24 protein-coding genes and 1 pseudogene are annotated in these 26,245 nt (G+C 71.8%); 17 read left to right on the forward strand and 8 right to left on the reverse strand.

Annotated elements, in window-relative coordinates; translation table 11 throughout:
- The first annotated feature begins 384 nt into the window (after positions 1-384).
- Positions 385-3,567 (forward strand): GH92 family glycosyl hydrolase, encoded by a 3,183-nt coding sequence (locus OG432_RS32845; protein WP_328314596.1) that lies wholly within the window; start codon positions 385-387, stop codon positions 3,565-3,567.
- A gap of 285 nt (positions 3,568-3,852) precedes the next feature.
- Entirely contained in the window at positions 3,853-4,803 is a 951-nt protein-coding gene (locus OG432_RS32850; protein ID WP_328314597.1) for a zinc-binding dehydrogenase, read from the forward strand.
- Here the strand turns inward: OG432_RS32850 and OG432_RS32855 are convergent.
- The gene (locus OG432_RS32855) at positions 4,755-5,717 is read right to left on the reverse strand and encodes a nitrilase-related carbon-nitrogen hydrolase (protein WP_328314598.1); all 963 of its coding nucleotides are present in this window, start codon (positions 5,715-5,717) and stop codon (positions 4,755-4,757) included. The genes OG432_RS32850 and OG432_RS32855 overlap by 49 nt on opposite strands.
- Before the next feature lie 192 nt (positions 5,718-5,909).
- Here OG432_RS32855 and OG432_RS32860 point away from each other — a divergent pair, with 192 nt between their 5' ends.
- The 4 genes from OG432_RS32860 to OG432_RS32875 all read left to right on the forward strand — a co-directional run bounded on the left by OG432_RS32860 (position 5,910) and on the right by OG432_RS32875 (position 10,160).
- Positions 5,910-6,356, forward strand: coding sequence for a hypothetical protein (locus tag OG432_RS32860; RefSeq protein WP_328314599.1), 447 nt, complete (start codon positions 5,910-5,912; stop codon positions 6,354-6,356).
- A gap of 202 nt (positions 6,357-6,558) precedes the next feature.
- Complete coding sequence (locus OG432_RS32865; protein ID WP_328314600.1) at positions 6,559-7,794, forward strand: styrene monooxygenase/indole monooxygenase family protein; 1,236 nt, start codon at positions 6,559-6,561, stop codon at positions 7,792-7,794.
- A 152-nt stretch (positions 7,795-7,946) separates the two neighbouring features.
- The gene (locus OG432_RS32870) at positions 7,947-9,002 is read left to right on the forward strand and encodes a tetratricopeptide repeat protein (RefSeq protein WP_328314601.1); all 1,056 of its coding nucleotides are present in this window, start codon (positions 7,947-7,949) and stop codon (positions 9,000-9,002) included.
- A 57-nt stretch (positions 9,003-9,059) separates the two neighbouring features.
- The gene (locus OG432_RS32875; protein WP_443058511.1) at positions 9,060-10,160 is read left to right on the forward strand and encodes a polyprenyl synthetase family protein; all 1,101 of its coding nucleotides are present in this window, start codon (positions 9,060-9,062) and stop codon (positions 10,158-10,160) included.
- A gap of 40 nt (positions 10,161-10,200) precedes the next feature.
- Here the strand turns inward: OG432_RS32875 and OG432_RS32880 are convergent, their stop codons facing one another.
- Together OG432_RS32880 and OG432_RS32885 are read right to left on the reverse strand one after the other, a co-directional pair.
- Entirely contained in the window at positions 10,201-11,247 is a 1,047-nt protein-coding gene (locus tag OG432_RS32880) for an isopenicillin N synthase family dioxygenase (RefSeq protein ID WP_328314602.1), read from the reverse strand.
- A gap of 607 nt (positions 11,248-11,854) precedes the next feature.
- Entirely contained in the window at positions 11,855-12,295 is a 441-nt protein-coding gene (locus OG432_RS32885; RefSeq protein WP_328314603.1) for an SPW repeat protein, read from the reverse strand.
- Positions 12,296-12,543: 248 nt separating this feature from the next.
- On the opposite strand from OG432_RS32885, the gene OG432_RS32890 reads away from it, so the two are divergent.
- Complete coding sequence (locus OG432_RS32890; protein WP_328314604.1) at positions 12,544-13,470, forward strand: class I SAM-dependent methyltransferase; 927 nt, start codon at positions 12,544-12,546, stop codon at positions 13,468-13,470.
- A 77-nt stretch (positions 13,471-13,547) separates the two neighbouring features.
- Here the strand turns inward: OG432_RS32890 and OG432_RS32895 are convergent.
- Together OG432_RS32895 and OG432_RS32900 are read right to left on the reverse strand one after the other, a co-directional pair.
- A pseudogene (locus OG432_RS32895) lies at positions 13,548-13,805 on the reverse strand (esterase); the annotation flags it as partial.
- Between the two features lie 147 nt (positions 13,806-13,952).
- Positions 13,953-14,432, reverse strand: a complete 480-nt coding sequence (locus tag OG432_RS32900; protein ID WP_328314605.1) for a GNAT family N-acetyltransferase — start codon at positions 14,430-14,432, stop codon at positions 13,953-13,955.
- Positions 14,433-14,521: 89 nt separating this feature from the next.
- Here OG432_RS32900 and OG432_RS32905 point away from each other — a divergent pair, with 89 nt between their 5' ends.
- The gene (locus tag OG432_RS32905; protein WP_328315342.1) at positions 14,522-15,751 is read left to right on the forward strand and encodes an RNA polymerase sigma factor; all 1,230 of its coding nucleotides are present in this window, start codon (positions 14,522-14,524) and stop codon (positions 15,749-15,751) included.
- Between the two features lie 10 nt (positions 15,752-15,761).
- On the opposite strand, the gene OG432_RS32910 is transcribed toward OG432_RS32905, so the two are convergent.
- On the reverse strand, positions 15,762-16,409 hold the full coding sequence (locus OG432_RS32910; RefSeq protein ID WP_328314606.1) for a carbonic anhydrase: 648 nt from the start codon (positions 16,407-16,409) through the stop codon (positions 15,762-15,764).
- A 9-nt stretch (positions 16,410-16,418) separates the two neighbouring features.
- Positions 16,419-16,934: a MarR family winged helix-turn-helix transcriptional regulator gene (locus tag OG432_RS32915; RefSeq protein WP_328314607.1), complete on the reverse strand. Its 516-nt coding sequence runs from the start codon at positions 16,932-16,934 to the stop codon at positions 16,419-16,421.
- Positions 16,935-16,985: 51 nt separating this feature from the next.
- Between OG432_RS32915 and OG432_RS32920 the strand changes: the two genes are divergently transcribed.
- From OG432_RS32920 to OG432_RS32960, 9 genes are all read left to right on the forward strand, one after another.
- On the forward strand, positions 16,986-17,609 hold the full coding sequence (locus tag OG432_RS32920; protein ID WP_328314608.1) for a TIGR03086 family metal-binding protein: 624 nt from the start codon (positions 16,986-16,988) through the stop codon (positions 17,607-17,609).
- 218 nt (positions 17,610-17,827) lie between these two features.
- On the forward strand, positions 17,828-18,289 hold the full coding sequence (locus tag OG432_RS32925) for a VOC family protein (RefSeq protein ID WP_328314609.1): 462 nt from the start codon (positions 17,828-17,830) through the stop codon (positions 18,287-18,289).
- Between the two features lie 178 nt (positions 18,290-18,467).
- Complete coding sequence (locus OG432_RS32930; RefSeq protein ID WP_328314610.1) at positions 18,468-20,390, forward strand: bifunctional metallophosphatase/5'-nucleotidase; 1,923 nt, start codon at positions 18,468-18,470, stop codon at positions 20,388-20,390.
- A gap of 155 nt (positions 20,391-20,545) precedes the next feature.
- On the forward strand, positions 20,546-21,778 hold the full coding sequence (locus OG432_RS32935; protein WP_328314611.1) for an SLC13 family permease: 1,233 nt from the start codon (positions 20,546-20,548) through the stop codon (positions 21,776-21,778).
- A gap of 9 nt (positions 21,779-21,787) precedes the next feature.
- A complete protein-coding gene (locus OG432_RS32940) occupies positions 21,788-22,351 on the forward strand; it encodes a universal stress protein (RefSeq protein WP_328314612.1) in 564 nt (187 codons plus the stop codon).
- A 165-nt stretch (positions 22,352-22,516) separates the two neighbouring features.
- Complete coding sequence (gene crcB / locus OG432_RS32945; protein WP_443058512.1) at positions 22,517-23,044, forward strand: fluoride efflux transporter CrcB; 528 nt, start codon at positions 22,517-22,519, stop codon at positions 23,042-23,044.
- Positions 23,041-23,415: a fluoride efflux transporter CrcB gene (gene crcB, locus OG432_RS32950; protein ID WP_328314613.1), complete on the forward strand. Its 375-nt coding sequence runs from the start codon at positions 23,041-23,043 to the stop codon at positions 23,413-23,415. Before crcB (OG432_RS32945) ends, crcB (OG432_RS32950) begins: the two co-directional genes overlap by 4 nt.
- Before the next feature lie 202 nt (positions 23,416-23,617).
- On the forward strand, positions 23,618-24,235 hold the full coding sequence (locus tag OG432_RS32955) for a phosphatase PAP2 family protein (protein WP_328314614.1): 618 nt from the start codon (positions 23,618-23,620) through the stop codon (positions 24,233-24,235).
- A 140-nt stretch (positions 24,236-24,375) separates the two neighbouring features.
- A complete protein-coding gene (locus OG432_RS32960) occupies positions 24,376-25,059 on the forward strand; it encodes a hypothetical protein (protein ID WP_328314615.1) in 684 nt (227 codons plus the stop codon).
- 85 nt (positions 25,060-25,144) lie between these two features.
- Here the strand turns inward: OG432_RS32960 and OG432_RS32965 are convergent, their stop codons facing one another.
- Positions 25,145-25,768: an RraA family protein gene (locus tag OG432_RS32965; RefSeq protein WP_328314616.1), complete on the reverse strand. Its 624-nt coding sequence runs from the start codon at positions 25,766-25,768 to the stop codon at positions 25,145-25,147.
- Positions 25,769-26,245: the final 477 nt, after the last annotated feature.

Below are 26,245 nucleotides of genomic sequence, written 5' to 3' on the forward strand. Positions count from 1 at the left end.
GGTCCGGCACGGCGACGCGTCGATGATGGCAGACGGCGCCCCACGTCAAGCGGCCCGAGGTGCGTCTGGGGCGGCCGGGCCGCAGGCGCGGGAAGAGACGCTCGGGATTGGTAACGTTCCCATCGTCGCGTACCACGACGTCATGCAGAGCTGATCAACCGTCAATTGCGGTGTGCCGTCCGGTCGTTGCGTCCAAGGAGTGAGAGGATCCGTGGCGCCGGAGGATGCGGGGCCCGAATTCGTTCCCCGCCCTTGACGGGTGGTCAGGGACACCTCAACAATCCTGAGTTGATTGGTAACGTTCACATGCCCACCGAGCATCCCCCGTCCCGAGGCCGCCCGCCGGACGGCGAGCGGTCCTTTGCGAGAAGGTGGTCCCCCCTCGTGCTCCGCTCCCTGCCCTCCTCCGGATCCTTCGTCCGGTCCGGACGCCTCAGCCGGTCCAGATGCCTCAGTGCCCTCGGCGCGCTGGCCCTGTCCGTCGCGGGGGTGGCCGGCATCGCCGCCGCGCCCGCCCACGCCGGGACGCTCGCGCTGACCCAGTACGTCGACCCGTTCATCGGCACCGACGACAGCAACGCCCCCAACCCCGTGCCCGGCGGCGCCGGGGGCAGCACCTACCCCGGGGCCGTGGTGCCCTTCGGCGGAGTGCAGGTCGGCCCCGACACCCCCACCGCCTCACCGTCCGGCTACCGCTACAAGGACACCTCCGTCGAGGACTTCAGCCTCACCCACTTCGACGGCGCGGGCTGCCCGAACAACGAGGACCTGCCGCTGCTGCCGGTCACCGGCGCGCTCGGTAGCTCACCCGGCACCGACTGGACGAGCTACGCCTCCGGCTACACCAAGGCGAACGAGATCGCCGAGCCCGGCTACTACAAGACCCGCCTCGACCGTTACAGCACCGACGTGGAGCTGTCGGCCACCACGCGCACCGCCATGGGCAAGCTGACCTACCCCGCGTCGGCCGCGTCCCGGCTGCTGATCAACACCGGGCGCAGCGCCACCGGAAACCGCGCGGGAACGGTGCACGTCAACGGCAACGAGCTGACCGGAAGCGTGACCGCCGGCGGGTTCTGCGGTTCGTCCAAGACGTACCAGATCTACTTCGACGTGCGCTTCGACCGGGCGCCGACCGGGTTCGGAACCTGGTCGGGCGCCGCCGTGAGCGACGGTTCGGCCAACGCCTCCGGCACCAACACCGGCGCCTACGTCACCTTCGACACGACCAGCAACGCGACGGTCCAGTTCAAGGTCGGGCTTTCGTACGTGAGCGTCGCGGGCGCGCAGGCCAACGTGAGCGCCGAGAACGGCGGATGGGATTTCGGCGCGGTGCGCACCGCGGCCGACGACTCCTGGAACCAGATGCTCAACCGCGTCCAGGTGGGCGGGGGCAGCGCCACCGAACGCCAGAAGTTCTACACCGCCCTCTACCACGTGCTCCAGAGCCCCAACGTCTCCAGTGATGTCAACGGCGACTACCGGGGCTTCGACAACGCCGTCCACAATTCGGCGCGGCCCGTCTATCAGAACTACTCCGGCTGGGACATCTACCGTTCCTGGGCGGCGCTGATCGCCCTGATGGCGCCGACGGAGGCGAGTGACATCGCGAAGTCGATGGTCCTGGACGGCCAGCAGGGCGGTCTGCTGCCCAAGTGGTCGCAACAGACCAACGAGGACTTCGTCATGACGGGCGATCCCGGACCCATCATCGTCGGCAGCATGTACGCCTTCGGGGCCCGCGACTTCGACACCGCGGCCGCCCTGTCCCTGATGGAGAAGGCGTCCAACGGCGGCACCGCGCAGGGCGACGCCATACGCGGACGCCAGTCCGCGTACACGAGCCTGCACTACCTCGACGACCCCTCCGACTCCCTCGAATACTCGGCGTCCGACTTCGCGGTGGCCCAGTTCGCGAAGGCGCTCGGCAACACATCGAGCTACACCACACACATGGGGCGTGCCCAGTGGTGGCGCAACACATTCAACCCCGAGTCCTCCTATGTGCAGCAGCACAAGAGCGACGGTTCCTGGAGCTGGCCGCTCGACCCGGCGAGCCAGTCCACCTTCACCGAGGGCAACGCCTCCCAGTACACCTGGATGGTCCCCTACGACTTCTCCGGCCTGATCAACTCCATGGGGGGCGCGGCGACCGCCGTGCAGCGTCTCGACCACCACTTCACCGAGGTCAACGCCGGGCAGAGCAGGCCCTATTACTACATAGGCAATGAACCCGAACACGGGGTGCCCTGGGCCTACGACTACGCCCGCCACCCGGCCGGTGCCACGGACGCGGTGCGCAAGGTGATGGCCGAGTCCTTCACCACCGGGGCCGGAGGACTGCCCGGAAACGACGACCTCGGCGCCACCTCTGCCTGGTATGTGTGGGCGGCGCTCGGCATGTACCCGGCGACACCCGGCGCGGACACCCTCGCGCTGCACGGGCCGCAGTTCCCCTCCGTCCTGATCCAGCGCGCAGCCGGGAACATCACCATCAACAGCTCGGGCAGCGGGCCCTATGTGCAGGGTCTGACCGTCAACGGAGCGTCCACCAGCCACAGTTACCTGCGCTATCCGGACGTCGCGGGCGGCGCGGTCCTCACCTACACGATGGGCGGCGCACCCGGCACCACCTGGGGGACCGGCGCCTCGGACGTGCCCCCCTCCTTCCAGGACGGAGCCGATCCGGTGCCCACCGCGCCCGAGCTCGGCCCCGACCTCGCCCTGGGCAAGCCGGTGACGGGATCGGCGCCCTGCGTCGCGGCCGAGTCGGCGGACAAGGCGGTGGACGGCTCCCTGGCGAACAACAGCAAGTGGTGCTCGTCCGCCGCGAACCCCTCGCTCCAGGTCGACCTCGGGTCGGTGCGGACCGTGTCGTCGTTCGTGGTCGAACACGCCGGTCTCGGCGGCGAGAACACCGGCTGGAACACCGGCGCCTTCCAGATCCAGACCAGCACCGACGGCGCCGCCTGGACCGCGGCGGCCTCCGTCACCGGCTCCCGTTCCAGCCGCACCTACCATCCCGTGTCGGCGAGAGCGGCCCGCTACGTACGCCTGACCGTCACCGGCCCCGCCAACACCGGCGGCGGAAGTGACGCGGCGCGCGTCTACGAGCTGGGGGTCTACGGGCCGAGCGGCGCCGGCCAGGACCTGGCGATCGGCCGGCCCGCCACCGGCTCGGCCGCCTGCAACTCCACGGAGACTCCCGACAAGGCGGTCAACGGCAGCTTCGCCGGCGGCACCGCGGACAAGTGGTGCTCGAAGGCCTCGGGCACCAAGGTCCTCCAGGTCGATCTGGGCGCCTCCCATCCGCTGTCCTCGATCACCGTGCGCCACGCGGGCGCGGGCGGCGAGAGCGCGGACTGGAACAGCAAGGACTTCGACCTGAGCGCCTCGGCTGACGGCACCACCTGGACCACGCAGGCCCAGGTGCGCGGCAACACCGCCGACTCGACCACGAGCCCCGTCGCGGTCTCCGCCCGCTATGTACGGCTCTCGGTGATCACTCCGACCCAGAACGGCGACGCGGCGGCCCGCATATACGAGCTGGAGGTGAACGGCACCTGATCGTCCCGGAGCCGATCCGGGGCGGCGTCTCCGGGACGGCCCCACCGCGCCGGCGGCCCACCCCAACTCCCCTGGGGCGGGCCGCTGTTGCATGGCTCGAACCCGTTGCCTCGGCAGACCCGGAGAACAGAAACCGGCCAGGCGCATAAAACGTCCGAAGCTTGGGAATTCAACCACCAGAACAGGGAACACGTGTGCGATGTAATACCTGTGTGACGCAGGGGCAAAGGTGGGGATGCACGGATGAAGGCCATACGGTTCGAAGGTGCTGGACGACCGCTCAACATGGAGACCATTCCGGACCCGGAGCCCGGTCCGGGGTGGGTGGTGGTCGACATCGAAGCGGCCGGATTGTGTCACTCGGACCTGCACATCATGAGCGGCATGGACCTGGGCGATCTCACCGTCAAGGCGCCGGTCACCCTCGGCCATGAGGGCGCCGGAGTGATCTCCGCGATCGGGGAGGGCGTCCGGGACTTCGAAGTGGGCGACCGGGTCGGCATCGCCCTGGTCTCGCACCCCGTGGAAGCGGCCCGCTTCGCGCCGGGAGTGGGACACGACGGTGCCTTCGCGGAACGGGAACTGGCCCATGTGTCGACGCTGGTGCACATCCCCGACAACGTGACGTTCGCCGAGGCCGCCGTCGCGACCGACTCGGTGGCCACCGCCTATCACGCGGTGCGGACCGCGGGTTCCGTGCGGCGGGGCCGCGCGGTCGGTGTCATAGGCCTCGGCGGACTCGGCCTGAACGGTGTGCGGATCGCCCATCTGCTAGGCGCGACGGTGTACGGGGTCGACATCAACCCGGCCGCCCACGGCCCCGCCCTTGAGGCCGGAGCCACCGCGTGCTTCCAGGACGTCAGCGGGCTCGCGGCCCGGCATCCGGACGTGATCGTGGACTTCGCGGGTACCGACACGACGGTCGCCTCCGCAGTGGCGAGCGTGCGCCCGGGAGGCTGTGTGGTGCTGGTCGGTCTCGGCACCCCGGTCGCGGCGATACCCGTGGCCTCCCTGGTGATGCGCAACGTCCGGCTCGTCGGCTCCCTGGGTGCGAGCAAGGACGAACTGCGCGAGGTGTACGACCTCATCGCGAGCGGGGCGCTGAAGCCGGCGGTGCAGGAGGTTCCCTTCGCCGAACTCCCCGCCGCGATGGACCGGTTGGCGCGTGGCGAGGTTCGCGGCCGCCTCTATACGCGGCCGCGCGCCGATCTGCGCGTAGAGGTGGGAGCTGTCTGAGCGACGGCGGGGCGGGGTGTCTCGTCGACCCGCAGGGTGAAGACGTCCGGGCGTGCGTAATGGCCGGTGGCGTCGAAGTCGAAGCGGCTCCGGGCGATGTCCCCGAGGTCGAGTTCCGCGACGAGCACCCCCTCGCCGTCCCGCAGCGGTCCGGCCAGTACCTCGCCGAGCGGGGAGACGATGGTGCTGCCGCCGCCGATCAGGACGGTGTCGGGGTCGTCGCCCTGCAGAGGATGGACGTTGCCCGGAAGGCCTGAGCGCAGCAGATACTGAGCGGCGCTCAGCACGAAGCAGCGCCCTTCGAGGGCCACGTGCCGCATCGTGGCCTGCCAGGTCTCCCGGTCGTCGACGGTGGGGGCACACCAGATGTCGACGCCCTTCGCGTACATGGCGGTGCGAAACAGCGGCATGTAGTTCTCCCAGCAGATGGCCGCCCCGAGCCTGCCGGGTCCGCAGTCCACCACCGGCATCGTCGAGCCGTCGCCGCATCCCCAGATCAGCCGTTCGGCGGCGGTCGGCATCAGCTTGCGGTGCTTGCCGATGAATCCCCCGGGCCCGAAGAACAGGGCGACGCAGTACAGAGTCGAGCCCGACCGCTCCACCGCCCCGACCACCGCGTGACACCTCAACTCACGTGTCAGCGCGGACAGTTCATTCGTCTCGGGGCCGGGCACGACGATGGCCGACTCGAAGTACCGCCGGAACGTCTCACGTCCTTCGTCGCTCCGGCTGCCGACCCGGACCCCGAAATCGAGGCCCTTGGGGTAGCCGCCCAGAAACGCCTCGGGCAGCACGACGACCTCGGCGCCGCGCCCGGCCGCGTCGCGCACCAGGTCCAGCGCCTTGGCGAGGGAAGCCGCAGTGTCGAACAGATGGGATCCCGCCTGGACCACGGCGGCGGTGAGGACAGTCACGGCACCGAGCCTAGACGCATCGCCGTCCCGAAGCGCCGAACACGGGCCAGTGGCGGATGCGAGTCCCGGGAGCGGCACACCGGCACACGATCAAGTCCCGTGCGGGCGGACCCATATGACGGTTGGCCGGGGCGCTCGTCGGCGCCGGGGGTGTTCGAGGAGTGAGACCGGCGGTATGTCAGAGTGATCCACATGGTTCTTCTTGGTCAGGCACCGCAGTACACCTCCCATCGAGGTCCCTCCCGCCGGAACCTCCTGATGGCCCTCGCCGTCGGTCTCGCCGTCTGCCTCGGCATCGGAGCCGTGGCGGTGTCGGCATTCAACGACAAGCCGCTGTTCCACGACGACGTTGCCTACGAGGGCGGCTACGTGGTGGCCCTCGCCGGGATGAAGGCGGACCCCACCGGGAAGACCCAGGGCTTCCTCAAGAGCGGCGGCTGCGAACAGTGGCGTCACGAGCAGGGCGGCCCCAAAGCCGCCGCCTCGCCCGGACGTTGGCTTCAGGGTTGCCGCGACGCGGCCGACGACGGTGACTGCCGGGACGGACAGGCAGCCGCCGCACCCAAGGGCTCGGCGGGGATCAGGGGTCTGGTCTGCGACAGCAAGAAGGGCGCGAAGGCGCCCGTCACCGGCCGGTAGCCCAGCGGCCGGCCGGGCACACCGGATTCGGGCCCGGCGTGATCCGTACCCTGACGACCCCGCCGTCCAGGGTCTGTCCGGCGGATCTGGTTGGCTTTGGTTCCGGGTGCGTTCGGACAGACCCTAGGCAGTCCCGCCGGCACCCAGTACAACGGTGGGGCGGACCCGGCGGGCGCCGGGTGCGGAGCGGGCGGAGGCACGGGTGCGCAGGATCGCGATCATCGGGGCGGGACAGGCAGGGCTGCAACTGGCGCTGGGACTCCAGGCGGCACACTACGACGTGACGCTGTTCTCGGAGCGGACCGCCGAGCGGATCCGCCACGGCCGGATCACCTCGACACAGCTCATGTTCGGGCCGGCGCTCGCCCTGGAACATGCGGCCGGGCTCGACCTCTGGGGCGCACAGGCCCCGGCGATGAGCGGCCTGGAGATGAACCACTGGGACCCGGCGGGCCACGAGCTCCGCGTGAGGCGGTTCACCACCTCCTACGACACCGAGGCCCGCTCGGTGGACCAGCGGCTCAAACTCTCCGCGTGGCTGGAGCTGTTCGCCTCGCGGGGCGGCCGGGTGGAACACCGTGCGGTCGAGGCCGCCGATGTCGCGGGCATCGCCGCCCGCCACGATCTCACCGTCGTCGCCGCCGGCCGGGGCACGCTCTCCTCGCTGTTCGGCCGCGACGCGCGACGCTCCGTGTACGACCGCCCGCAGCGCACCCTGGCCGCGTTCTACGCGAGCGGCGTCACGGGCCGGGCCGACGAGTCCGACACGTGCCTGCGCGTCACCGGTGTCCCCTCGGTCGGCGACGCGATCGCCCTTCAGGCCCTGACCGTCGGCGGCCCGTGCGAGATCCTGCTTCTCGAAGCCAAGCCCGGCGGCCCGTACGACTGTTGGGCCGACCGGCCCGGACCGCGCGAAGGGCTGCGGCGTGCGGTGGAGCTCCTGCGGGAGTACGCGCCCTGGGAGTACGAGCGCTTCGCCGACGCCGAACCCACCGACGCGGGCGCCGCGCTGTACGGCGCGGTCACCCCGACCGTGCGGGACGGCGTGGCCGCACTGGGGGCCGGACGGTACGTCCTCGGCATGGCGGACGCGGTCGTCGCGAACGACCCGCTCACGGGGCAGGGCGCCAACAACGCCGCGCGGGCCGCCGCCGGATACCTCGACGCGATCCTGCGGCGGGGCGAGCTGCCGTACGACCGGCGATGGATGAGCGAGACCTTCGAGGACTACTGGGAGCACGCGCGTCACGCGCACGCCTTCACCGACCTGATGCTGCGCCAGCCCTCGGCGGAGCAGGTCGGACGCGTTCTGGCGGCCGCCTTCGAGCACCCCGAGGTCGCCCACCGGTTCGCCAACGGCTATGCGGATCCGACCGACTACCGAGACTGGCTGCTGGACCCGGAACGTGCCGACGCCTACCTCTCCAAGATCATCTAGTACCGCTCGCGACTGACCCCGGCGCCCCGCGTCAGACTTGCGATGTACGGCACACGGGCTCTGAGGGTGACTCGTCACCGCCCCGACGTCTCATAGCTTCTTGATCAAGGCGGAGCCCTGGGCTCCACACCACGATCCGAAGCGAGACCACCATGTACGGCAAAGCGTTCGCCCCCGAATACCGGGGAAGCCTGGGGGAGTTGTCGGTCAACACCTCACTGGAGGAGGTGCTGGCCAAGGCCGTCGAGGAGCGACGAAGGGCCGAAGCGACGGCGGGCGCCGCGGAGGTGGCGCACGCCGGGCTCGCCGTCGCCGAGGCGAGCAGGCGGCTCGGCCGCGTCGACGAGGCGGAGCAGGCGTGGAAGGGCAGCTACCGCGCGGCGCGCGGCGCAGGTGACCTCGGTGCCATGGCCTGGGCCATGTGGAGCGGTGGCACCCTGGCCCGCCAGCGCGGCGCGCTCGCGCTGGCCCGCCGCCGCCTCGCCATCGCGGCCGAACTCGCCGAACAGGGCGGTGACATCGTTGCCCGCGGCTATTCCCTGGCGGGACTGGCCGAGACCGGACGCATCCAGGGCGACTACGAGGCCGTGGGCCGGCTGCACGAGCAGCTCCTCGCCGAGGCGCGCCGGCGCGGCGAGGCCCGCCACACGGTGTGGGCGCTCGAAGGCATCGCGCAGATGCACCGCAACACCGGCTCGTTCGACAGTGCGCTCGCCCTGTTCGAGGAGGCGGCTCGGATAGCCGAGAACGCCGGGGACGACCGGGGCCGGGCCTGGGCGCTGCGCGGGATCGCCGATGTGCACTCCGTCCGGGGCGACACCGAACGGGCCCTGGCTCTGCTGACCGAGGCGGAGACGCTGTGCCGGGCCATCCAACTGGTCGGCGCGCTGGCGTACAACCACAAGATGCGGGGCAACGTGCTGTTCCGGGCTGGCCGTCACGCCGAGGCGGAGGAGTGCTATCGCGGGGCGCTGGGCGAGTTCCGGGCGATGGGCGAGCCCCGGGGTGAGGCGCTCGCCCGGCTCGGTCTGGTGAAGGCGCAGGCCCGTCAGGGGCGCGCGGTGGAACGGACCGCCGCCGACCTCGACGAGCTGGAGCGGGCGTTCGGCGCCATCGGCCTGCTGCGGGGCAGCGACCTGATCGGCGCGGCGCGCGCCGAACTGGGCGTCCCGGCCGCCGCCGCCACTGCCGTCACTCGCGCGCGCTGAGGCCCTCGCCCCCGCGCTGTCCTTCGTACCTCCACACCGCGACAGGAACGGAACCGCATGTCCATCCACACCGCCGCGCACAGCGCACCCCAGGCCGAGCCGGGACCGCCCGCGCCGCACCCCGGTGCCCGTCCGGCCGCCGTCGCCACGCTCGCCCGGTGCCGGGACATGGTCGAGCCGGCCCTGCGCACGGCCGTACGGGAACTGCACCCGGGCCCGCGCCGGATCGCCTCGCACGCGTTCGGATGGTGCGAGGCGGACGGTACGCCGCGGGCAGGCGGCGGAGGCAAGGGGGTCCGGCAGGCCCTCGTGATCCTCGGCGCGGAGGCGGCCGGCGCGCCCGCGGAGGTGGCGGTTCCGGGGGCGGTGGCGATCGAGCTGATCCACACGTTCTCCCTGGTGCACGACGACATCATGGACGGCGACGGCCGACGCCGGCATCGCGACAGCGCCTGGAAGGCGTTCGGCACGGGCCCCGCGCTCCTGGCGGGCGACGCCCTGTTCGCCCTCGGCGTCCGTACGCTCGCCGAGGTCGGTGGAGCGCGGGGCGGCGAGGCGCTGGGCCACCTCACCTCCATGCTCGGCGAGCTGGTGCACGGCCAGGCCGACGACGAGCTCTTCGAGTCGCGGCCGTGGACCGGCGAGGACGCTGTGGGCCTGGGGGAGTACCGGGCCATGGCGGAGCGCAAGACGGGCGCCCTGCTCGGCTGCGCCGCGGCCCTCGGGCCGGTGCTCGCGGGCGCCCCGCCGCGGCTCACGGACGCACTGGCGCGGGCGGGCAGGCAGTGGGGCCTGGCGTTCCAGGCGGTCGACGACGTTCTCGGCATCTGGGGCGAGCCCGTCCGCACCGGAAAGCCGGCCCACAGCGACCTGCGGCGTGCGAAGAAGACGCTGCCGATCCTCGGGGCGATCGCCGCAGACCCTTCTCTCGGTGCCCGCCTCGACCAACTGCTCGGCGCGGGCGGCGTGTCCGACGCCGCGTGCCTGCGCAGGGCCGCCGAGCTCGTCGAGAAGGCGGGGGGCCGCGCGTACGCCCTGCGCGAGGCCCGCGCCAGGGTGGCCGCGGGGCGTGATCACCTACGGACCGCGGCACTGGGTGGGACCCCTGCGGACGCACTCGTCGCCCTGTCGGAACTGCTGTTGGACCGGCAGCTGTGACCCCACCTGAAGTGGCCGCGCGGGCCCACGAGTTCGAGTGCTACGACGTCGCCGCGGTGCCCGCGAGCGGGCGATCCGTCAGGAGCAGGTCCGCGTGGTGGCGGGCGGCGACCAGCGGGTGGGCGCGGAGCTTGCCCTTGAGCTCGTTGCGCCCGTACTCGGCGAAGAGCGGGTTGGCCGGGTCGGCGGTCGCTCCGGGAGCGTGCGCGGCATGAGGGAAGGGGAGGGGCTCGATGCGGGCGTCGAGGCGGGGGTTGTAGAAGAACGGCACGGAGAAGCGCTCGGTGGCTCCGGGCGGGCTCACCACGCGGTGGTTGGTGGCGAGCAGGTAGCCGTTGGTGGCCACTTCGAGCAGCTCGCCCAGGTTGACGACGAACGCGCCGGGCAGCGGCGGAACGGCGTGGAAACGGCCGTCCTCACGCTGCACCTGGAGGCCGCCGACGGTGTCCTGGTGCAGCAGGGTCAGGAAGCCGTAGTCCTTGTGTGCGCCAACACCTTGAGCGGTGCCGTCGCCCGCGCTGCCGGGGTAGCGCACCAGCTTCAGGTGCAGGTGGGCCCGGTCCCCGAAGACGTCGTCGTAGAAGTCGTGCGGCGCGCCGATCGACGCGAGCAGCTCGTGCAGCAGCTTCTCGGCGACCGAGCTCAGCCGGTCGATCCAGGTGAGTGCGGCGGTTCGCAGCGCGGGAAGGGCGGCGGGCCACTGGTTGGGGCCCTGGAGCCACCAGTACGCGGGCTCGCCCGGCCCCGGGATCCGGGCGGGCCGCTCGGCGCCGATGTCGAGCTGATCGCGCCAGTCGCGCGAGCCGCCGGTGCGTTCGTCACCGATGCGCGTATAGCCCCGGAAATGGGGCGAGTTGACGTTGTCGATGGCGAGCCGGTCGGCCTCGGGCAACCGGAAGAACGCCCGCATGGTGTCGTTCAGTGCGGAGGTCTCGGCATCGGTGACGCCGTGCCCGACGAGCTGGAAGAAGCCGACGCCGTGCGCGGCGCCGTGAAGCTGGGCGTGCAGGCGCCGACGGGCCTCGGGGCCGCGATCGGCGGCGGAGAGGTCGATGACCGGGAGCTGCGAAGAAGACACGTACGACATGGGAGCCATCCGCTGGGTGTGCCCCGGCCGGCGCGGGTGGCGCGGTCACGGCCCCGCCGGAGTGGGGCGGGCGCCGTGGGAGGCACGGGGAGAGAGGAAAAAAGGAGTCTGGGGTCAGCGGTGAGCGCGACAGGCCATGCTCGTGACGCGGACGAAGTCCACGTGGCGGCGTCGAACGAGCGGAGGCATGGCGCAAGCGTACTCCCGGCCGCCCCACCGGAGCTGTGATCACGCTCACAGGCCCGGCAGGGAGGCCCCTCCGGCCGGTGTCGCGGACGGCCCGCCGCACCTGCCGTCACGCCCCTGTCCATGAGCGGGCGAGAGGGACCGTCCGGGTGGTGGGCGCCCCCGGCAGGGCCGCGCGATCGCCACGGAGACGGCGCGTGAGGCGGGGCGGGACGGCGAACACTGACGGCTGAGCGAGAGCGGCCGCGTGAGAACGACTGACGGGCCCCACGGCGATCCGCTTCAACTCCGGGATTGCTGACCCGGGTTGAGGCGCATGCCGTGCGACCCGTGTGCGGGGGGGGCGCCGGGCCCCGGCGCCCGGGAGGCTCCGTACGGTCGACGGATGCCTCGCGGCGGGGCCGGAGCGAGGCGTCCGACGTCAGGTCTTGCGGGACCTGGTCATCAACATGCCGCCCGCGACCAGTGCGAACAGGCACACACATGCGCCTGTGATGACATTGCTGAGGATGGCTCCGGTGCCGGCGCTTCGTGCGACGACCCAGGGAGAGACGATCAGCCACGCGCCCAGGAGCAGAACCACGAAGTTCAGATCCTGGGACCTCTCCGGGACCATCGACATGCACAGGCCCAGGACGGCGAGGGCGATGCCGACGATGAGGTTGCTGATGGCGAGGGTGGGCTTGGCGGCCGAGAAGTGGACCGTCCAGCCGGAGATCGCCGCGTAGATTCCGGCAAGGATCACGAGTTCCTCGACGGCCGCGACACCACGGGTTTCCATCACCCGTGCGTAGCGGTCCCGCATTTCCGACACGTCGGGGTGCCCCGAGATATCACCAGGGCGGTGTGAGACGTCGGCCATCCGACTCGCCTCCTTCTAAAAAGTCTGCACGTCTGGCCGCGCTGCGACACGATGTCGCCATCCCATTGTGCGCTTATATGTCCTTTATGAGTAGGTGGGGCGTAAATCGGTTGTAAGAACTTTTTGCGCCATGCAAATAGTGACCAACAGGTGACACGTTGTGATCACGGCGCGTATGTCGTCGTGCCGATGCCCCGGCCACGCCCCGCGGTCACCCCACGGACATCCGGCGAGGATAGGACCGGACCATGTCACCCACGACGAGGCAGCCTGCGACCGCGCCCCCGGCTCAATTCTCCGACGTCAAAGGCTGGTTCTGGCCCGCCGATCAGCTCCTGTTCGACTGGTTCCTGAAGCGGCAGGACCAAGTCCCGCAACAGGCGGGTGACTTGCTCGAACTCGGTGCCTATCTGGGAAAGAGCGCGATCTTCCTGGGCGGCCGGCTGCGCCCGGGGGAGCGGTTCACGGTGTGCGACCTCTTCGACTCGCCGGCCCCCGACGACTCCAACGGCGCCGAGATGGACAAGTCGTACTCCACGCTCACCCGGGACGCCTTCGAGGTGAACTACCTTGCCTTCCACGAGGAGTTGCCCACCATCGTCCAGGGCCCGACCTCGGTCATCGGTTCGCGGGTGGAGGCGGGCAGCTGCCGCTTCATCCATGTCGACGCCTCACACCTCTACGAGCACGTGCACGGCGACATCGTGGCGTCCAAGAAGGCGGCCGCCGCGGAGGCGGTCGTGGCCTTCGACGACTTCCGGGCCGAACACTGTCCCGGCGTCGCCGCGGCCGTGTGGGGCGCGGTCGCGACACAGGGACTGAAGCTCATCTGCATCACCGCGACCAAGGCGTACGGCACATGGGGTGATGCCGGGCCGGTGCGGGCCGACCTCCTGAAGTGGCTGGAGTCCCGTCCCGACCTGTGGCACGGGGTGGAGGAGGTGGCGGGCGCGCCGCTGATCCGGATCAGCGGCAAGAGGGCCCAGGCGCCCGCACCGCCGCAGCCGCTCCACCCGGCTCCGCCGGAGGAGCGGGAGGCGTCGGAAGCGCGGGCGGTGCCGGACGTGCCGGGACTTCCCGAGGAGCGGGAGGTTCCGGAGGCGAGGCGACCGGCCGGTGCGGCCGGGGGGCGGGGGCTGTTCGCCCGAGCGCTCGGTGGGCGGCGCCGCCGCTGATCACCCCGGAGGGTGCTGTGTGTCGCGCCCACATGGGGGCGCGACACAGGTCCCGGGAGCCCCGGGACCGGGCCCTAGTGGTCGACCACCACACCGACGCCCTGCTCCTGCCCGAACAGGTCCGTCCACGAGCCGAAGAACAGGAACGAGTTGTTGGTCGCGAGCCCCACTGCGGCGAACACAAGCACCTGTGTCGCCACGAGCAGGCCGAGCCTGCCCAGGAACGTCTTCCAGTGCTGACGGGCCAGGCGCGGCCACAACCAGATGGTGACGACGAACATCACCACGGCGCACAGCACGGTCAGTACCAGCACCTTGTTACTCGTGAGACCCATGGGTCGACAAAACTCTCTGCCAGAAGAACGCCCGGACGCTCCCGGACGGCACCGCTCGGGGGTGCTCAGGAGAGTAGACAGCGAAGTGCGCCGATCCGTTCCCTACGGGCGTGCCATTCGGGCCGTACGAACATCACAGCTCCCTCATCACAACTCCCTTACGAACCCGAGCGCGGGGCGCCCGTTCAGCCGCATCGTGCCGGTGGGGACGAACCCCGTGCGTGCCAGGACCGTGCGGGAGCCGGCATTGTCCAGGGTGGTCTTGGCGCGCAGAGCGGTGAGGCCGTACCGCACCCGGGCGAGCGTGCAGACTTCCTCGACGCATGCCGTGGCCAGGCCCCGGCCGGCGGACCGCTCGGCGATGCGGTAGCCGAGCTCGGCCGAACCGCCGTCCGCGTCCACCAAGTTGACCCTCCCCAGCACCTCTCCGTTCTCGTCCACCACCACGTGGAAGAAGCAGTCACCCGCCTCCTGCTCGGCCAGCAGCGCCTGGAGCCGGCTGTCGAAGTGGGCGAAGTAGTCATCACCCCGGTCGGGAATCGACGCCGCGAAATAGCGACGGTTCTCCCGCTCGAATTCCAGGAGCGCGGGGGCGTGGTCGAGGCGGAGAAGCTGAAGCTCGGGCATGCGTCCAGGCTACGCAACGCGCGGCGCGCGACCCCGGACACGCTTGCCGCACCTGCTCGGGGCTGCTCTGATGGGTCGCCGTGACGGCAGTGAGTGCGACCGGGACGGTCGAAGCGGTATTCAGGATCGAGTCCGCGCGGATCATCGCGGGCGTCGCCCGCATCGTGCGGGACGTCGGCATCGCGGAGGAGCTGGCGCAGGACGCGCTGGTCGCCGCACTGGAACAGTGGCCCGACACGGGTGTGCCCGACAAGCCGGGTGCCTGGCTGATGACCACCGCCAAGCGCCGGGCGATCGACCTGGTACGGCGCAAGGAGACGTACGCCCGCAAGCTCGCGGAAGTCGGCCGGGCGCTCGAGGACGTGCCGCCGCCCGACCCGGCGGACTTCGACGATCCGGACGGCATCGACGACGACCTGCTGCGGCTCATCTTCACGGCCTGCCATCCCGTCCTGTCGACGCAGGCCAGGATCGCGCTCACCCTGCGGCTGCTCGGCGGCCTGACCACGCAGGAGATCGCCCGCGCGTTCCTGGCCCCGGAACCGACGGTCGCCCAGCGTGTAGTCCGTGCGAAACGCGCCCTCGCCAAGGCCGCGGTCGCCTTCGAAGTGCCCTACGGCGCGGACCGCGAGAACCGCCTGGCCTCGGTGCTCGAAGTCATCTACCTGATCTTCAACGAGGGGTACTCCGCGACGGCGGGCGACGACCTGGTGCGGCCCGGCCTGTGCGAGGACGCGCTCCGACTGGCACGGGTACTCGCCGTCCTGATGCCCAAGGAACCCGAAGTGCACGGCCTGGCGGCCCTGTTGGAGTTCCAGGCCTCCCGCATCGCGGCCCGCACCGGGCCCGACGGCGAACCGGTGCTGCTCGCCGATCAGAACCGGGCCCGGTGGAACCGCCTGTTCATCCGGCGCGGCATCGAGGCGCTCCAGCGGGCGGGAGACGGCCCGTACTCCCTGCAGGCCGCCATCGCGGCGTGCCACGCACGGACGATGCGGTACGAGGAGACCGACTGGGCCTCGATCGCCGCCCTGTACGGCCGCCTGATGGCGATCACTCCGTCACCCGTGATCGAGCTCAACCGGGCGGTCGCCGTGGCGATGTCCGAGGGCCCCGCGGCCGGTCTCGAGCTGGTGGACGCCCTCGGCGACGAACCCGCCCTGCGGGGCTATCACTTGCTGCCGAGCGTCCGGGCCGACCTTCTGGAGCGGCTGGGGCGCCACGCCGAGGCGCGCGCCGAGTTCGAGCGCGCGGCCGCGTTGACCCGCAACGTCCGGGAGCGGGACCACTTGCTGAAGCGGGCCGCGCAAGCGCGGTGAGGCGTCGCGCTCAGCCGCCGACGGCCGGGGCCGGTGCCGCGGTGTCGACGCCGTGCGCGGTGACGAGCCGGGCGTTGCCCTCGGCGAGCTGGTAGGCCAGGCCCACGACGCCGGTGTGGCCCTCGGCGACCTGGTCGGCGAGGACACGCGAGCGGTCCAGGAGCAGGTCGACGGTGTGCCTTATGTGGGCGTCGATGAAGTCGCTGTCCGTGGTGACGCCGGCGGCGCGTGCGGCGAGCACGCTCGGGGTGACGCGTTCGACGACGTCACGGACGTAGCCGGTGGCGGGGAGCCCGTCCTCGACGGCGGATCGCGCGGCAGCCACGGCGCCGCACGAGTCGTGCCCGAGGACGACGACGAGACGGCAGTCCAGGATGCTCGTGCCGTACTCGATGCTGCCGAGCACCTCCGGGCCCAGGACGTGTCCCGCCGTGCGGACCACGAACAGGTCACCGAGGCCCTGGTCGAAGATGATCTCGGCGGCGAGCCGGGAGTCGGAGCAGCCGAGCAGGACCGCGAAGGGCGTCTGCACGGGCGCCAGTTCGGCCCGCCGCGCGGCGTCCTGATTCGGATGCCCCGGGGTCCCGGCGACGAAGCGCCGGTTTCCTTCGAGGAGAGTGGCGAGTGCCTGACCAGGAGTGACTGGAGTGGATGCCATACCGCCAGCCTACGAGGTGCCCTGGTCCGCGCGATCCGGGGCCCCCACGTCCGGCCCCTCGGCGATCTCTTCGGCAGGCACGGCGGACAGCAGCCGCAGGGCGTTGAGGAAACCCCGGCGGTCCCCCGCGGGGAGGCGTGCGAGGAGGTGTTCCTCGCGCCTGCGGATCGCGGACCGCACCGTGTCGCGCAGCCGCCGTCCCTCGGGAGTCAGCGACAGCAGGCGGGCCCGCCGGTCGGCCGGGTCGGGGCGGCGGGCCAGCAGTCCGCGCCGCTCCAGGTCGTCGAGGACGCCGATGATGCGGGTCTTGTCGGCGCCGATGGACCGGGCGAGCGCGGCTTGGGTGCGCACGGGCTCGTCCTCCAGGTGCAGCAGCACGGAGTAGGCCCACATGGCCAGGCCGTGGGCCTCCAGGACGGGAAGCTCGGCGGCCACCAGGGCCCGCCCGAGCGGCACGACCATCGCCGCCAGATCCTCGCGCGCGGGCTGTCCGCCGCGCTCCGTCCCGTCCTCGCTCCCGGTCATGGCCCGAAAATACACGTTGACAGATGATGTGCTGATGCAGATCGTAAGCATATGCATATCGATAGGGATCTCCCCGCCGGCCTGGACCGGGTCAGGGACGCCGATGCCCGCGCGGTGCGCTACGGTGCCGGGTTCGTCGGCCGTGTGACGCCCGGCGATCTCGGCAGGCCGACTCCCTGCACGCGGTGGTCGCTCGCCGAGCTGCTCGCCCACATGACCGCCCAGCACCGCGGATTCGCCGCCGCCGCGGCCGGGCGGGGCGATCGGGCGGAGGCCTGGCGGGCGCTGCCCGCCGGCGCCGATGTCGTCGCCGAATACGCCGCGGCGTGCGACCTCGTGGCCGAGGCCTTCGCGGCCGTCGGCTCGGCGGAGCGGCCCTTCGCCCTCCCCGAATTCGGCCCCGGTGCGACGTTCCCGGCCGGCCGGGCGATCGGGTTCCACTTCATCGACTACGTGGTGCACGGCTGGGACGTGGCCCGCTCCCTCGGCCTGCCGTACGCCCCGCCGCCGGAACTCCTCGACGCGGCCCTGCCGATCGCCCTCGCCGTACCCGACGGCGAACACCGGCTCGCCCCGGGCTCGGCCTTCCGCCCGGCGCTGGCGCCGCTCGGTGCCGTACGCCCCCTTGACCGCATCCTCACCGCCCTGGGGCGCTCCCCGCAGTGGCCGGGATGACGCGGCGTGCCCCAACGTCCGGCGGGGAGGGGCCCGTTCGGCACGCGCCGACCCGACGGTCCGGGCCCTGGAGTGGGGCCGCCCGTTCGCGCCACCGATCGGCGAAACACTCCCCGCATCCGCGTGGCGGCCCGCGCAGGCGGACCGATTCTGTCCGCACACGATGTCAGGGTGGGCGCCGGGGACAGCCGAGTACCCCCGACGAATGGAGCAAGCCCGTGAGCCGCCACCTGCAAGTCACCTTCGACGCACACGACCCGCGGGCCCTTTCGGCCTTCTGGCGCGACGTCCTGGGCTACGTCCATCCCGGGCCGCCCGGAGTGGACCTGCCCCAGGGCGCGGACCCCCTGGCCGCCTGGGACGACTTCCTCGCGCGGGCCGGCGTACCGCAGGACCGGCGCAACACGAGATCGGCCGTCGAGGACCCGGACGGCCACGGCCCACGGCTCTTCTTCCAGCAGGTGCCCGAGGGCAAGACCGCGAAGAACCGGGTGCACCTCGATGTCCGCGCCGCCCCCGGACTGCGGGGCGAGGAGAGGATGGCCGCGCTGGAGGCCGAGTGCGTCCGGCTCGTGGCCCTGGGAGCGACGCGGGTGCGCCGTCACGAGCCGGCCCCGCCGATGGAGGCCGGCTTCATCGTGATGACCGACCCCGAGGGCAACGAGTTCTGCCTGGACTGACGCGGACCGACCACCGTGGTGGGCCGTGATCCCTGGGCCCACCGCGGCGGATCGAGCCACGCCGGGCCCGTAGCCACCCCCGGACCGAATATGGCTCAACTCGCCCGGTGTGCAACGGATGGGGTGGCGAGGACGCTGGGGAGAATGGCAACAAGCACACAGCCGGGAGGCATTCCCCATGGCGAACTTGGGCCGACGCGGCTTCATGACAGCAGCGGGATCATTCGCGACGACGACGGCGACGGGCACCCCCGCCCTGGCCACCGCGGACGCCGCAGACGCGGCGACCGCCTCCGAGTACGTGGACGTACAACTGCTCAGCATCACGGACCTGCACGGCTATCTGCAGGCCCCGCCCACCAGTGACCAGGTCATCACGGGTGCGGGCGGCCAGAAGTTCACCGTCGGCGGGGTCCCCTACCTGGCCGCACACCTCAAGGCGTTACGGGCCGGACACACCAACTCGTTCTTCTTCGCCCAGGGCGATCTGTTCTCGGGCTGGGCCTTCCCCGCCGTGTCCCTGGCCGACGAACCGACCATCGAGGCCCTGAACCGCATGGGCCTCGACTTCTCCACCGCCGGCAACCACGAGTTCGACCGCACGCCCGGGTTCCTGATCGACCACATGGAGAACGGAAGTCCCTATGCGGGTGAAGGGTGGACCAACACCTTCCCCGACTCCACCGGAGGGGTGTTCCCCGGCGCGGACTTCCGCTACTACAGCGCCAACATGCTCTGGGGAAGCTCGGGCGACACCGTCCTCGCCCCCGTCAACGTGGAGTGGGTGCACGGCCCCCACGGGCGGCGGCTGCCGATCGGGTTCATCCACCTCACCGTCACCGGAACCGAATCGGCCACCACGAGTTTCCAGACGGCGCTGCGCATGCTGGACGAGCTGGAGACCGCGAACCGCTGCGCGGCGCTCCTGAAGTCGCAGGGAGTCAACGCGATCGTGCTGAGCATGCACGACGGAGCGGTGGCCGGGAGCGACTTCAACAGCGGGAGCACACCCTCGGGGCCCGCCTACGACCTGGCCCTCGCCGCCTCTCCCGACATCGACGCGATCGTCACCGGCCACTGGCACTGCGCCTTCAACATGATGCTGCCCGACCCGGCGGGACGGGCGCGGCCGTTCGTCGAGGCCGGCTGCCACGGCCAGATCCTCAACGAGATCAATCTGCGCCTCGACCCGTCGACGGGCAAGGTCGTACGGGAACTGACCAGGTCGACCAACCATCCCAACACCCATGACGTGACGCCCGACCCGGAACTCAAGGAGATCGCCGACTACTGGACCGGATACGCCACCCGTCGCGGCGCCGTCCGCATCGGCCGTCAGACGGCCTCGTTCACGCGGTCCAGGACCGGCACGGGCGAGAGCACGATGGGCAACCTCGTGGCCGACTGGGCGCTGTGGGCGGGCGGTCGGGAACTGGACCCGTTCGACACGGGAAACATCTGGCCCAACGTCCCCGCCGACCTGGCGGTGATCGCGGTGGCCCCGCGCGTGGGCCCCTGCGTCATCAACGACGACCTTCCTTTCGACGCCGCCGCGCAGGGCGCCGTCGCCTACACCAAGGCGTTCAACGCGGTCGGCTACGGGGACCCCGTCGTCACGGCGACCGTGACGGGCCAGTGCATCCACGACGCCCTGGAACAGCAGTGGAAGACGCGGGCCGGCGTCCTCGCCTTCGCGCCCTTCGCCGTGTCGCACAACGTGCGGTACACCTTCGACGCCGCCGGACCGGTCGGGGACCGGGTCGATCCGGCCGACGTCCTCATCGACGACGCCCCGCTCGACCCGCACGCCACGTACCGGCTCGCGACCACCGCCTACACGCTGCTCGGCGCGGACGACTACCCCGCCCTGCTCGACCACATCGAACCGGTGCGTCACACCCGTGACTTCGAGAGTTTCGTCGCCTACGTGCAGAGCGTGCCCGTGCTCACCCCCGCCCCCCTCGGCCGGGTCACCGCGCGCACGGTCGCCACCTCGCGCGGCGACACCGCGCAGCTGCTGCCCCTGCCCGCCCCGCGCGACACCGACCGCACGCCCCGTGTGGCCGCCGCGGGCACGGACGGCGGTCGCGGGCGCTGCTGAGCCCAGTCCTCGGTCCCGTCGCGACGCCGCCCCGTCGGGGGACCGGGCGACGCGTACCAGCGCGTAGGGTCGACCGCGGCGGCGTGGCACGGGGCCCGCCGCCGTGATCGCCCGTCGTCCGGAGGCCGACCCTGAGTACCGTCACCGCCGAGATCGTGTCGGCCGTCCTCCTCATCGGCGTGCTCGCCTTCGCCGTCGTACGCCCCCGCGACTGGCCGGAAGCGGTCGCGGCGGTGCCGGCGGCGGGACTCGTCGTCGCGCTCGGCGCGGTCTCGCCCACCGAGGCCTGGCAGCAGACCCGCGACCTGCTGCCCGTCGTCGGATTCCTCGCCGCCGTCCTCGTACTGGCCCAACTCTGTGACGACGACGGCCTGTTCGCGGCCGCCGGAGACGCGGTCGCCCGGCTGTGCGGTGCCGACGCCCAGCGGCTGCTCGGCGGGGTCTTCGCCCTCGCCGCCGTCATCACCGCCGTCCTCAGCCTCGACGCGACCGTCGTGCTGCTCACGCCCGTGGTGTTCGCGACGGCGGCCCGCGCGGGTGTCCGGGCCCGCCCGCACGTCTACGCCACCGCGCACCTCGCCAACTCGGCCTCCCTGCTGCTGCCCGTCTCCAACCTCACCAACCTGCTGGCCCTCGCGGCCAGCGGTCTCTCCTTCACGCGCTTCGCCGCGCTGATGGCACTGCCCTGGCTCGCCGCCATCGCCGTGGAGTACGCCGCCTTCCGGATCTTCTTCCGCGCCGACCTGGCGGCGGTCCCCGGCCGGGCGCGGGCGGGGGAGAACACCCCGGTGCCGGTGTTCACCGTCGTGGTGCTCGCCCTGACACTCGGCGGGTTCGTGGTGACCTCGTTCGCCGGCCTCAGCCCGGCCTGGGCCGCCCTCGCGGGCGCGCTCGTCCTCGCCGCCCGCGCCCTGTCGCAGCGCCGCACCACACCCCGCAAGGTGGTGGCCTCGGCCGGGCTCCCGTTCTGCCTGTTCGTGCTCGGCCTCGGCATCGTGGTCAAGGCGGTCGTGGACAACGGCCTCGGCTCGGCGATCGGGCGTCTGCTGCCCGAGGGCGACACCCTGCCCGCCCTGCTCGCGGTCGTCGCCGTCGCCGCGGTCCTCTCCAACCTCATCAACAATCTGCCCGCCGTCCTCGCGCTGCTTCCCGTGGCGGCCCCGGGCGGTCCCGGTCCGGTCCTCGCCGTCCTCATCGGCGTCAACCTCGGCCCCAACCTGACCTACGTCGGCTCGCTCGCCACCCTGCTGTGGCGGCGCATCCTGCACGAACACGACGACGCGCCCGCGCTCGGCGACTTCACGCGCCTGGGGTTGCTGACCGTTCCCGTCACACTGGTCGCGTCCACCGCGGCGCTGTGGGCGGCGCTGCACACGATCGGAGGCTGACCGCATTCCATGAGCGTCATCATCTGGATCACCGAGGGCACCTGGCCCGCCTGCGTGGACGCCGCGCGCGAACACGCCGCCGCCGATGCCGACCTCGTACTCCTGCACGTCACCGACGACGCGGTGGCCGAGGCCGCCCACGGCGCGTTCGCCGGACTCCTGGGGCGCGGCCACCGCGAGCGCGATCCCGGCACCCGCCTCGAAGGCCTCTCCCGGGCGGCCACCGACGACCTCCTCGCCGAGGCCGAGCAGCGCCTGGGGCGTCCGGCCCGCCGTCTGGCACCGCACGGCCGCGCCGAGCGGGAGGTGGTGCGGGCGGCCGAGGGCGCCGACCTCCTGGTCTGCGCCCGCGACGGCGACCGCGCGCACCTGGGCCCCCGCAGTCTGGGACCCGCGACCCGGTTCGTCGTGGACCACGCGCCCTGCCCGGTCCTGCTGGTCTGGCCGGACGCGGCACCCGGCCTAGGCTCCCTGCCACCGCCACCGCCACCGCCACCGCCGACGTCACCCACACCCCCACCTCCACCGCCGCCTCCGGCATCACCCCCACCGCCCGGCCGTGTGGGCCCCTGACCTCGGGTTCGTGCCGGAGCCGGTTGGCGAGCGGGCGATCGCGGGCGCTAGCCTGGGACCAGCGGTGGCCCCCGTGTCCGCCGCGCGGCGGTGGGGCCCGCCGTACCCGAACCGCGGCATCCGCGCCGCCGACGGTCCCTACTTGCCAGCGCAGGTAGGAGAGGAATGCCCGAAGGAACAGCACGCCACGGCGCCGCCGGTGCCGGCCGGGAGCTGGGTGCCGCGCCCGACATCGACCCCGACGCCGCGCCCGACATCGACCCGGACCTGCTTCCACGGGGTGGCGATGCCGCACAGGGGCTCACCCCGGTCGTGGCCGTCGTGGCACTCGGCGGAGCCGTCGGAGCCGCCGCCCGCTACGGAGCCGCACTCCTGTGGCCCACCGCGCCCGGCTCGTTCCCCTGGACGACGCTGCTGGTCAACGCCGCGGGCTGCGCCGTGATCGGCGTCTTCATGGTGGTCGTCACCGATGTGTGGGCAGCGCACAGGCTCGTACGTCCCTTCTTCGGAACCGGCGTGCTCGGCGGCTTCACCACCTTCTCGACGTACGCCGTCGACATCCAGAAGTTCCTCTCCGACGGACAGGCCGGCACCGGCCTGGCCTATATGGCGCTGACCCTGCTGGTGGCTCTCGTCATGGTGTGGAGCGCCGTGTGGGCCACCCGCCGCGTCCTGGGGGAGCGGACCCGATGAGCTGGCTGCTCGTGGTGGCGGGGGCGATGATCGGTGCCCCCCTGCGATTCCTCACCGACCGCGCGGTGCAGAAGAGGCACGACGGCGTCTTCCCCTGGGGCACGCTGATCGTCAACGCAGCCGGCTGCCTCATCCTCGGGGTGCTCACCGGCGCGGTCACCGCGGGCGCCGCGTCCTCGCAGGTGAACCTGTTCGTCGGCACCGGCCTCTGCGGGGCCCTGAGCACGTACTCGACGTTCTCCTACGAAACGCTCCGGCTCGCCGAGACCGGGGCCACGTTCCACGCCGCGGCGAACGTCGTGGTCAGCGTGGCCGCCGGGCTCGGCGCGGTGTTCCTGGGCGTGGCGCTCGCCCACGCCCTGTGGAGCTGAGCGCCGCCGACGGGGCGGATCGGGGCCGAGGCGCACCGGACCGTGCCCGCCACGCAACCGATCCCGACCCTGTAGCGTCTACGAGCCTGTAGACGTTCATGTCCCGCACGCCGGGCCGTCACGTGCAGGACCCCTCCTCGGCCTGCCCCGTGTCCGGCCGGGCGCGTCGTGCCCCCACCGAACCTCCGGAGAAGCGCATCCCATGACGAGTCCCACCTCCACGACGTCGGCCCTGGACGGGGCGTCCATCGACGGTGGCCTGTACGGCGACATCACCGACTTCGCCCGGCACACGCACTGGCTGAACGGTCCCGTGTTCGCCTACACCAGTTACGGCGTCGCCCTGTTCGCGGTGTTCATGCTCGTCGGCTGGTGGATCGCCCGGCGCAAGGAAGCCCCGGTGATGGCGGCGGCACTGGCCGCGCCGGTCGCGATGGTGCTCGCGTACGGGGTCAACGACGCGGTCAAGTCGGTGTTCACGGAGCCGCGCCCCTGCCGGGCGCTTCCGCACGACTTCCTGATCGAGAAGTGCCCGCCGCTGGACGACTACGCCTTCCCCAGCAACCACACCACGGTCGTGGCGGCGGCGGCGGTCGCCCTGTTCTTCGTGGACCGCCGCCTCGGCGCCGTCGCCACGATGGCCGCACTCGTCATGGGTGCCTCGCGCGTGTACGTCGGCGCGCACTATCCGCACGATGTGCTGGTCGCGTTCGTCGTCGGAGGGGTGGTCGCGTTCGTGGTGTCGTGGTCCGCGCGCCGGTACGCGGCTCCGCTCGTCACCCGGCTCCGAGGCGGCGCCCTGAAGCCGCTGCTGGCCTGAAGCGGGCATGTCGAGGGCGGCCCGTCCGCGTCCACGGGAAGCCGGTCGACGGGGCTGCGACGGAGTCGGCCGGTGCGGGCGGACGTGCACCGGTGTCGCACCGGTGTCCAGAGCGGTCCGGACCCCCTAGGCTCGGCGACGTGCTGAGAATCGTCGACGAACTCGCCGGACCCGGACCGCTGCGCATCTGCGCCCATGCCCCCGCCGACGGCGATGCGGGGACGGGACTTCGGGTGCTGCTGATCGCCGACGTCCTTGCCCGCGTCGTCGAACTGCGGGGCCGGGCCGTGCTCGTGGGGTGGACGGGACCGGCCTACTCGGCGGCCGCCACCGGGCTCCGCCCGGCCGACGCCGAGGGCGATGCGGCGGCGATCGCCGAAGCGCTCGGCGGTCCGCCCGGCGTCCACCTCACCAGCGGCACGTACGAGGGGGCGAGCAGCGCCTGCCTGCGGATCGGCGAAGCAGCACTGCCTCCGCTCGACGGTCTCGATCCACTGGCGGTACGCCTGCTCCTGCTCGGCCACGCCTACGAGGAGCCCGTCACGGCCACGGCCGGCGCGATCGGCGAAGCGGCGGTCACACTGAGCCGGTGGCGGCGCGCCGTGGCGCACTGGGCCGCACGGCCGTCCAAGCCGATCCCCGCCGACCTCAAGGCCGCGGCACGCGCCGCCCTGGACGGCCGCCTCGACACCGCCGCCGTCCTGCGCCTTCTGGAAGACCTGGAGACGACGGCCGAGGTGCCCGAGGGGGCCAAGTTCGAGACGTTCTCCCATCTGGACCGGGCGCTCGGCCTCGAACTCGTCCGCGAGGTGGGCACGGTCTGACCCGGCGGGCTGCGGGGGGGCTTCCCCCCTGAACCCGCGCCGCGTGCACGGTGGTTGAGTGCTGCCCCTCAACCCTGACCGCCCTTCAGTCTTCGAATCCGCCTTCGCTCAGGATGACGTCGATGCGGCTGCGGTGCGCCGCTTCCCACGCGTCGAGCGACTCGTCGGCCTCCTTGGCCAGTTTGCGCCGCGCGTCGACGAGCACCTGCTCCCTGCGGGCGTGCGGCGTGACCACGACGCCCTCCTCGTCGGCCACCACGACATCGCCCGGACTCACGCGCACTCCGCCGCAGAGCACCGGCACGTTGAGCGGCTCGACGGCCTTCTTGGCGCCCGGCACGGGAATGACGCCACGGGCGAAGACGGGGAAGCCCAACTCGCGTACCTCTGCGAGATCGCGAATGACTCCGTCGGCCACGAAGGCCGCGATGCCCCGGCGTTGGGCGACGGCGCACACGTTTCCGCCGGCGAGCGCGTAGTCCAGGTCGCCCGATTCGACGACGATGACCGAACCGGGCTCGGCGCGGTGAATGGCCGCGTGCAGCATGAGGTTGTCACCCGCAGGACACCGAACGGTGAATGCGGGACCGGCGACCCGCGGAACCGGTGACCACAAAGGGCGAATTCCGATATCCATGACCTGCTTGCGCCCGAGGAGATCGGCGAGCGTGGTCGGCGGAATGTTCTTGAATTCAGCGATGTCGTTCATGTTCTTCCTTGGTCGGGGCGCGAGTTGTGCGGGACAAGCCAACGGCGGTGACCCTGCGGCGCCGAATTGCCCATGGTCTCAGGCCGTCTGATCCGCCGCCAGGACCCTTCCCCCGTGTGAGGGGGTCCGTGACGGCATGCGGTGTGGTGCGGGGCGCGGTGCTCCAGAAGGCGGGAAGGCGGGGGTAGGAGACGTCTGGCCCTCCCTGGCCATGGCCACCACCGAGTCCGCGCAGACCTAGCGCAGACCTCGCGCAGACCTCGCGCAGAGATCGTCGGAGCGAAGCCCCCCCACCCTCCCTCGGTCGGCTGCGCACACAAAAGTCCCTAGTGTCCGAAATGGAGCATTATGGGATTTACCGTCGCGCGCCGAGAAATGTCCATATTGGGACTAATGGGTGGGCCTCGCCGCTTTTGCTAATACGGCGTTCGGTTCCCGGATGGCCGAGTGAATTGGGTCACTCGCCCGACGGGCTGT

It is taken from the genome of Streptomyces sp. NBC_00442 (genome assembly GCF_036014195.1).
In the GTDB taxonomy this organism is placed as follows: domain Bacteria; phylum Actinomycetota; class Actinomycetes; order Streptomycetales; family Streptomycetaceae; genus Streptomyces.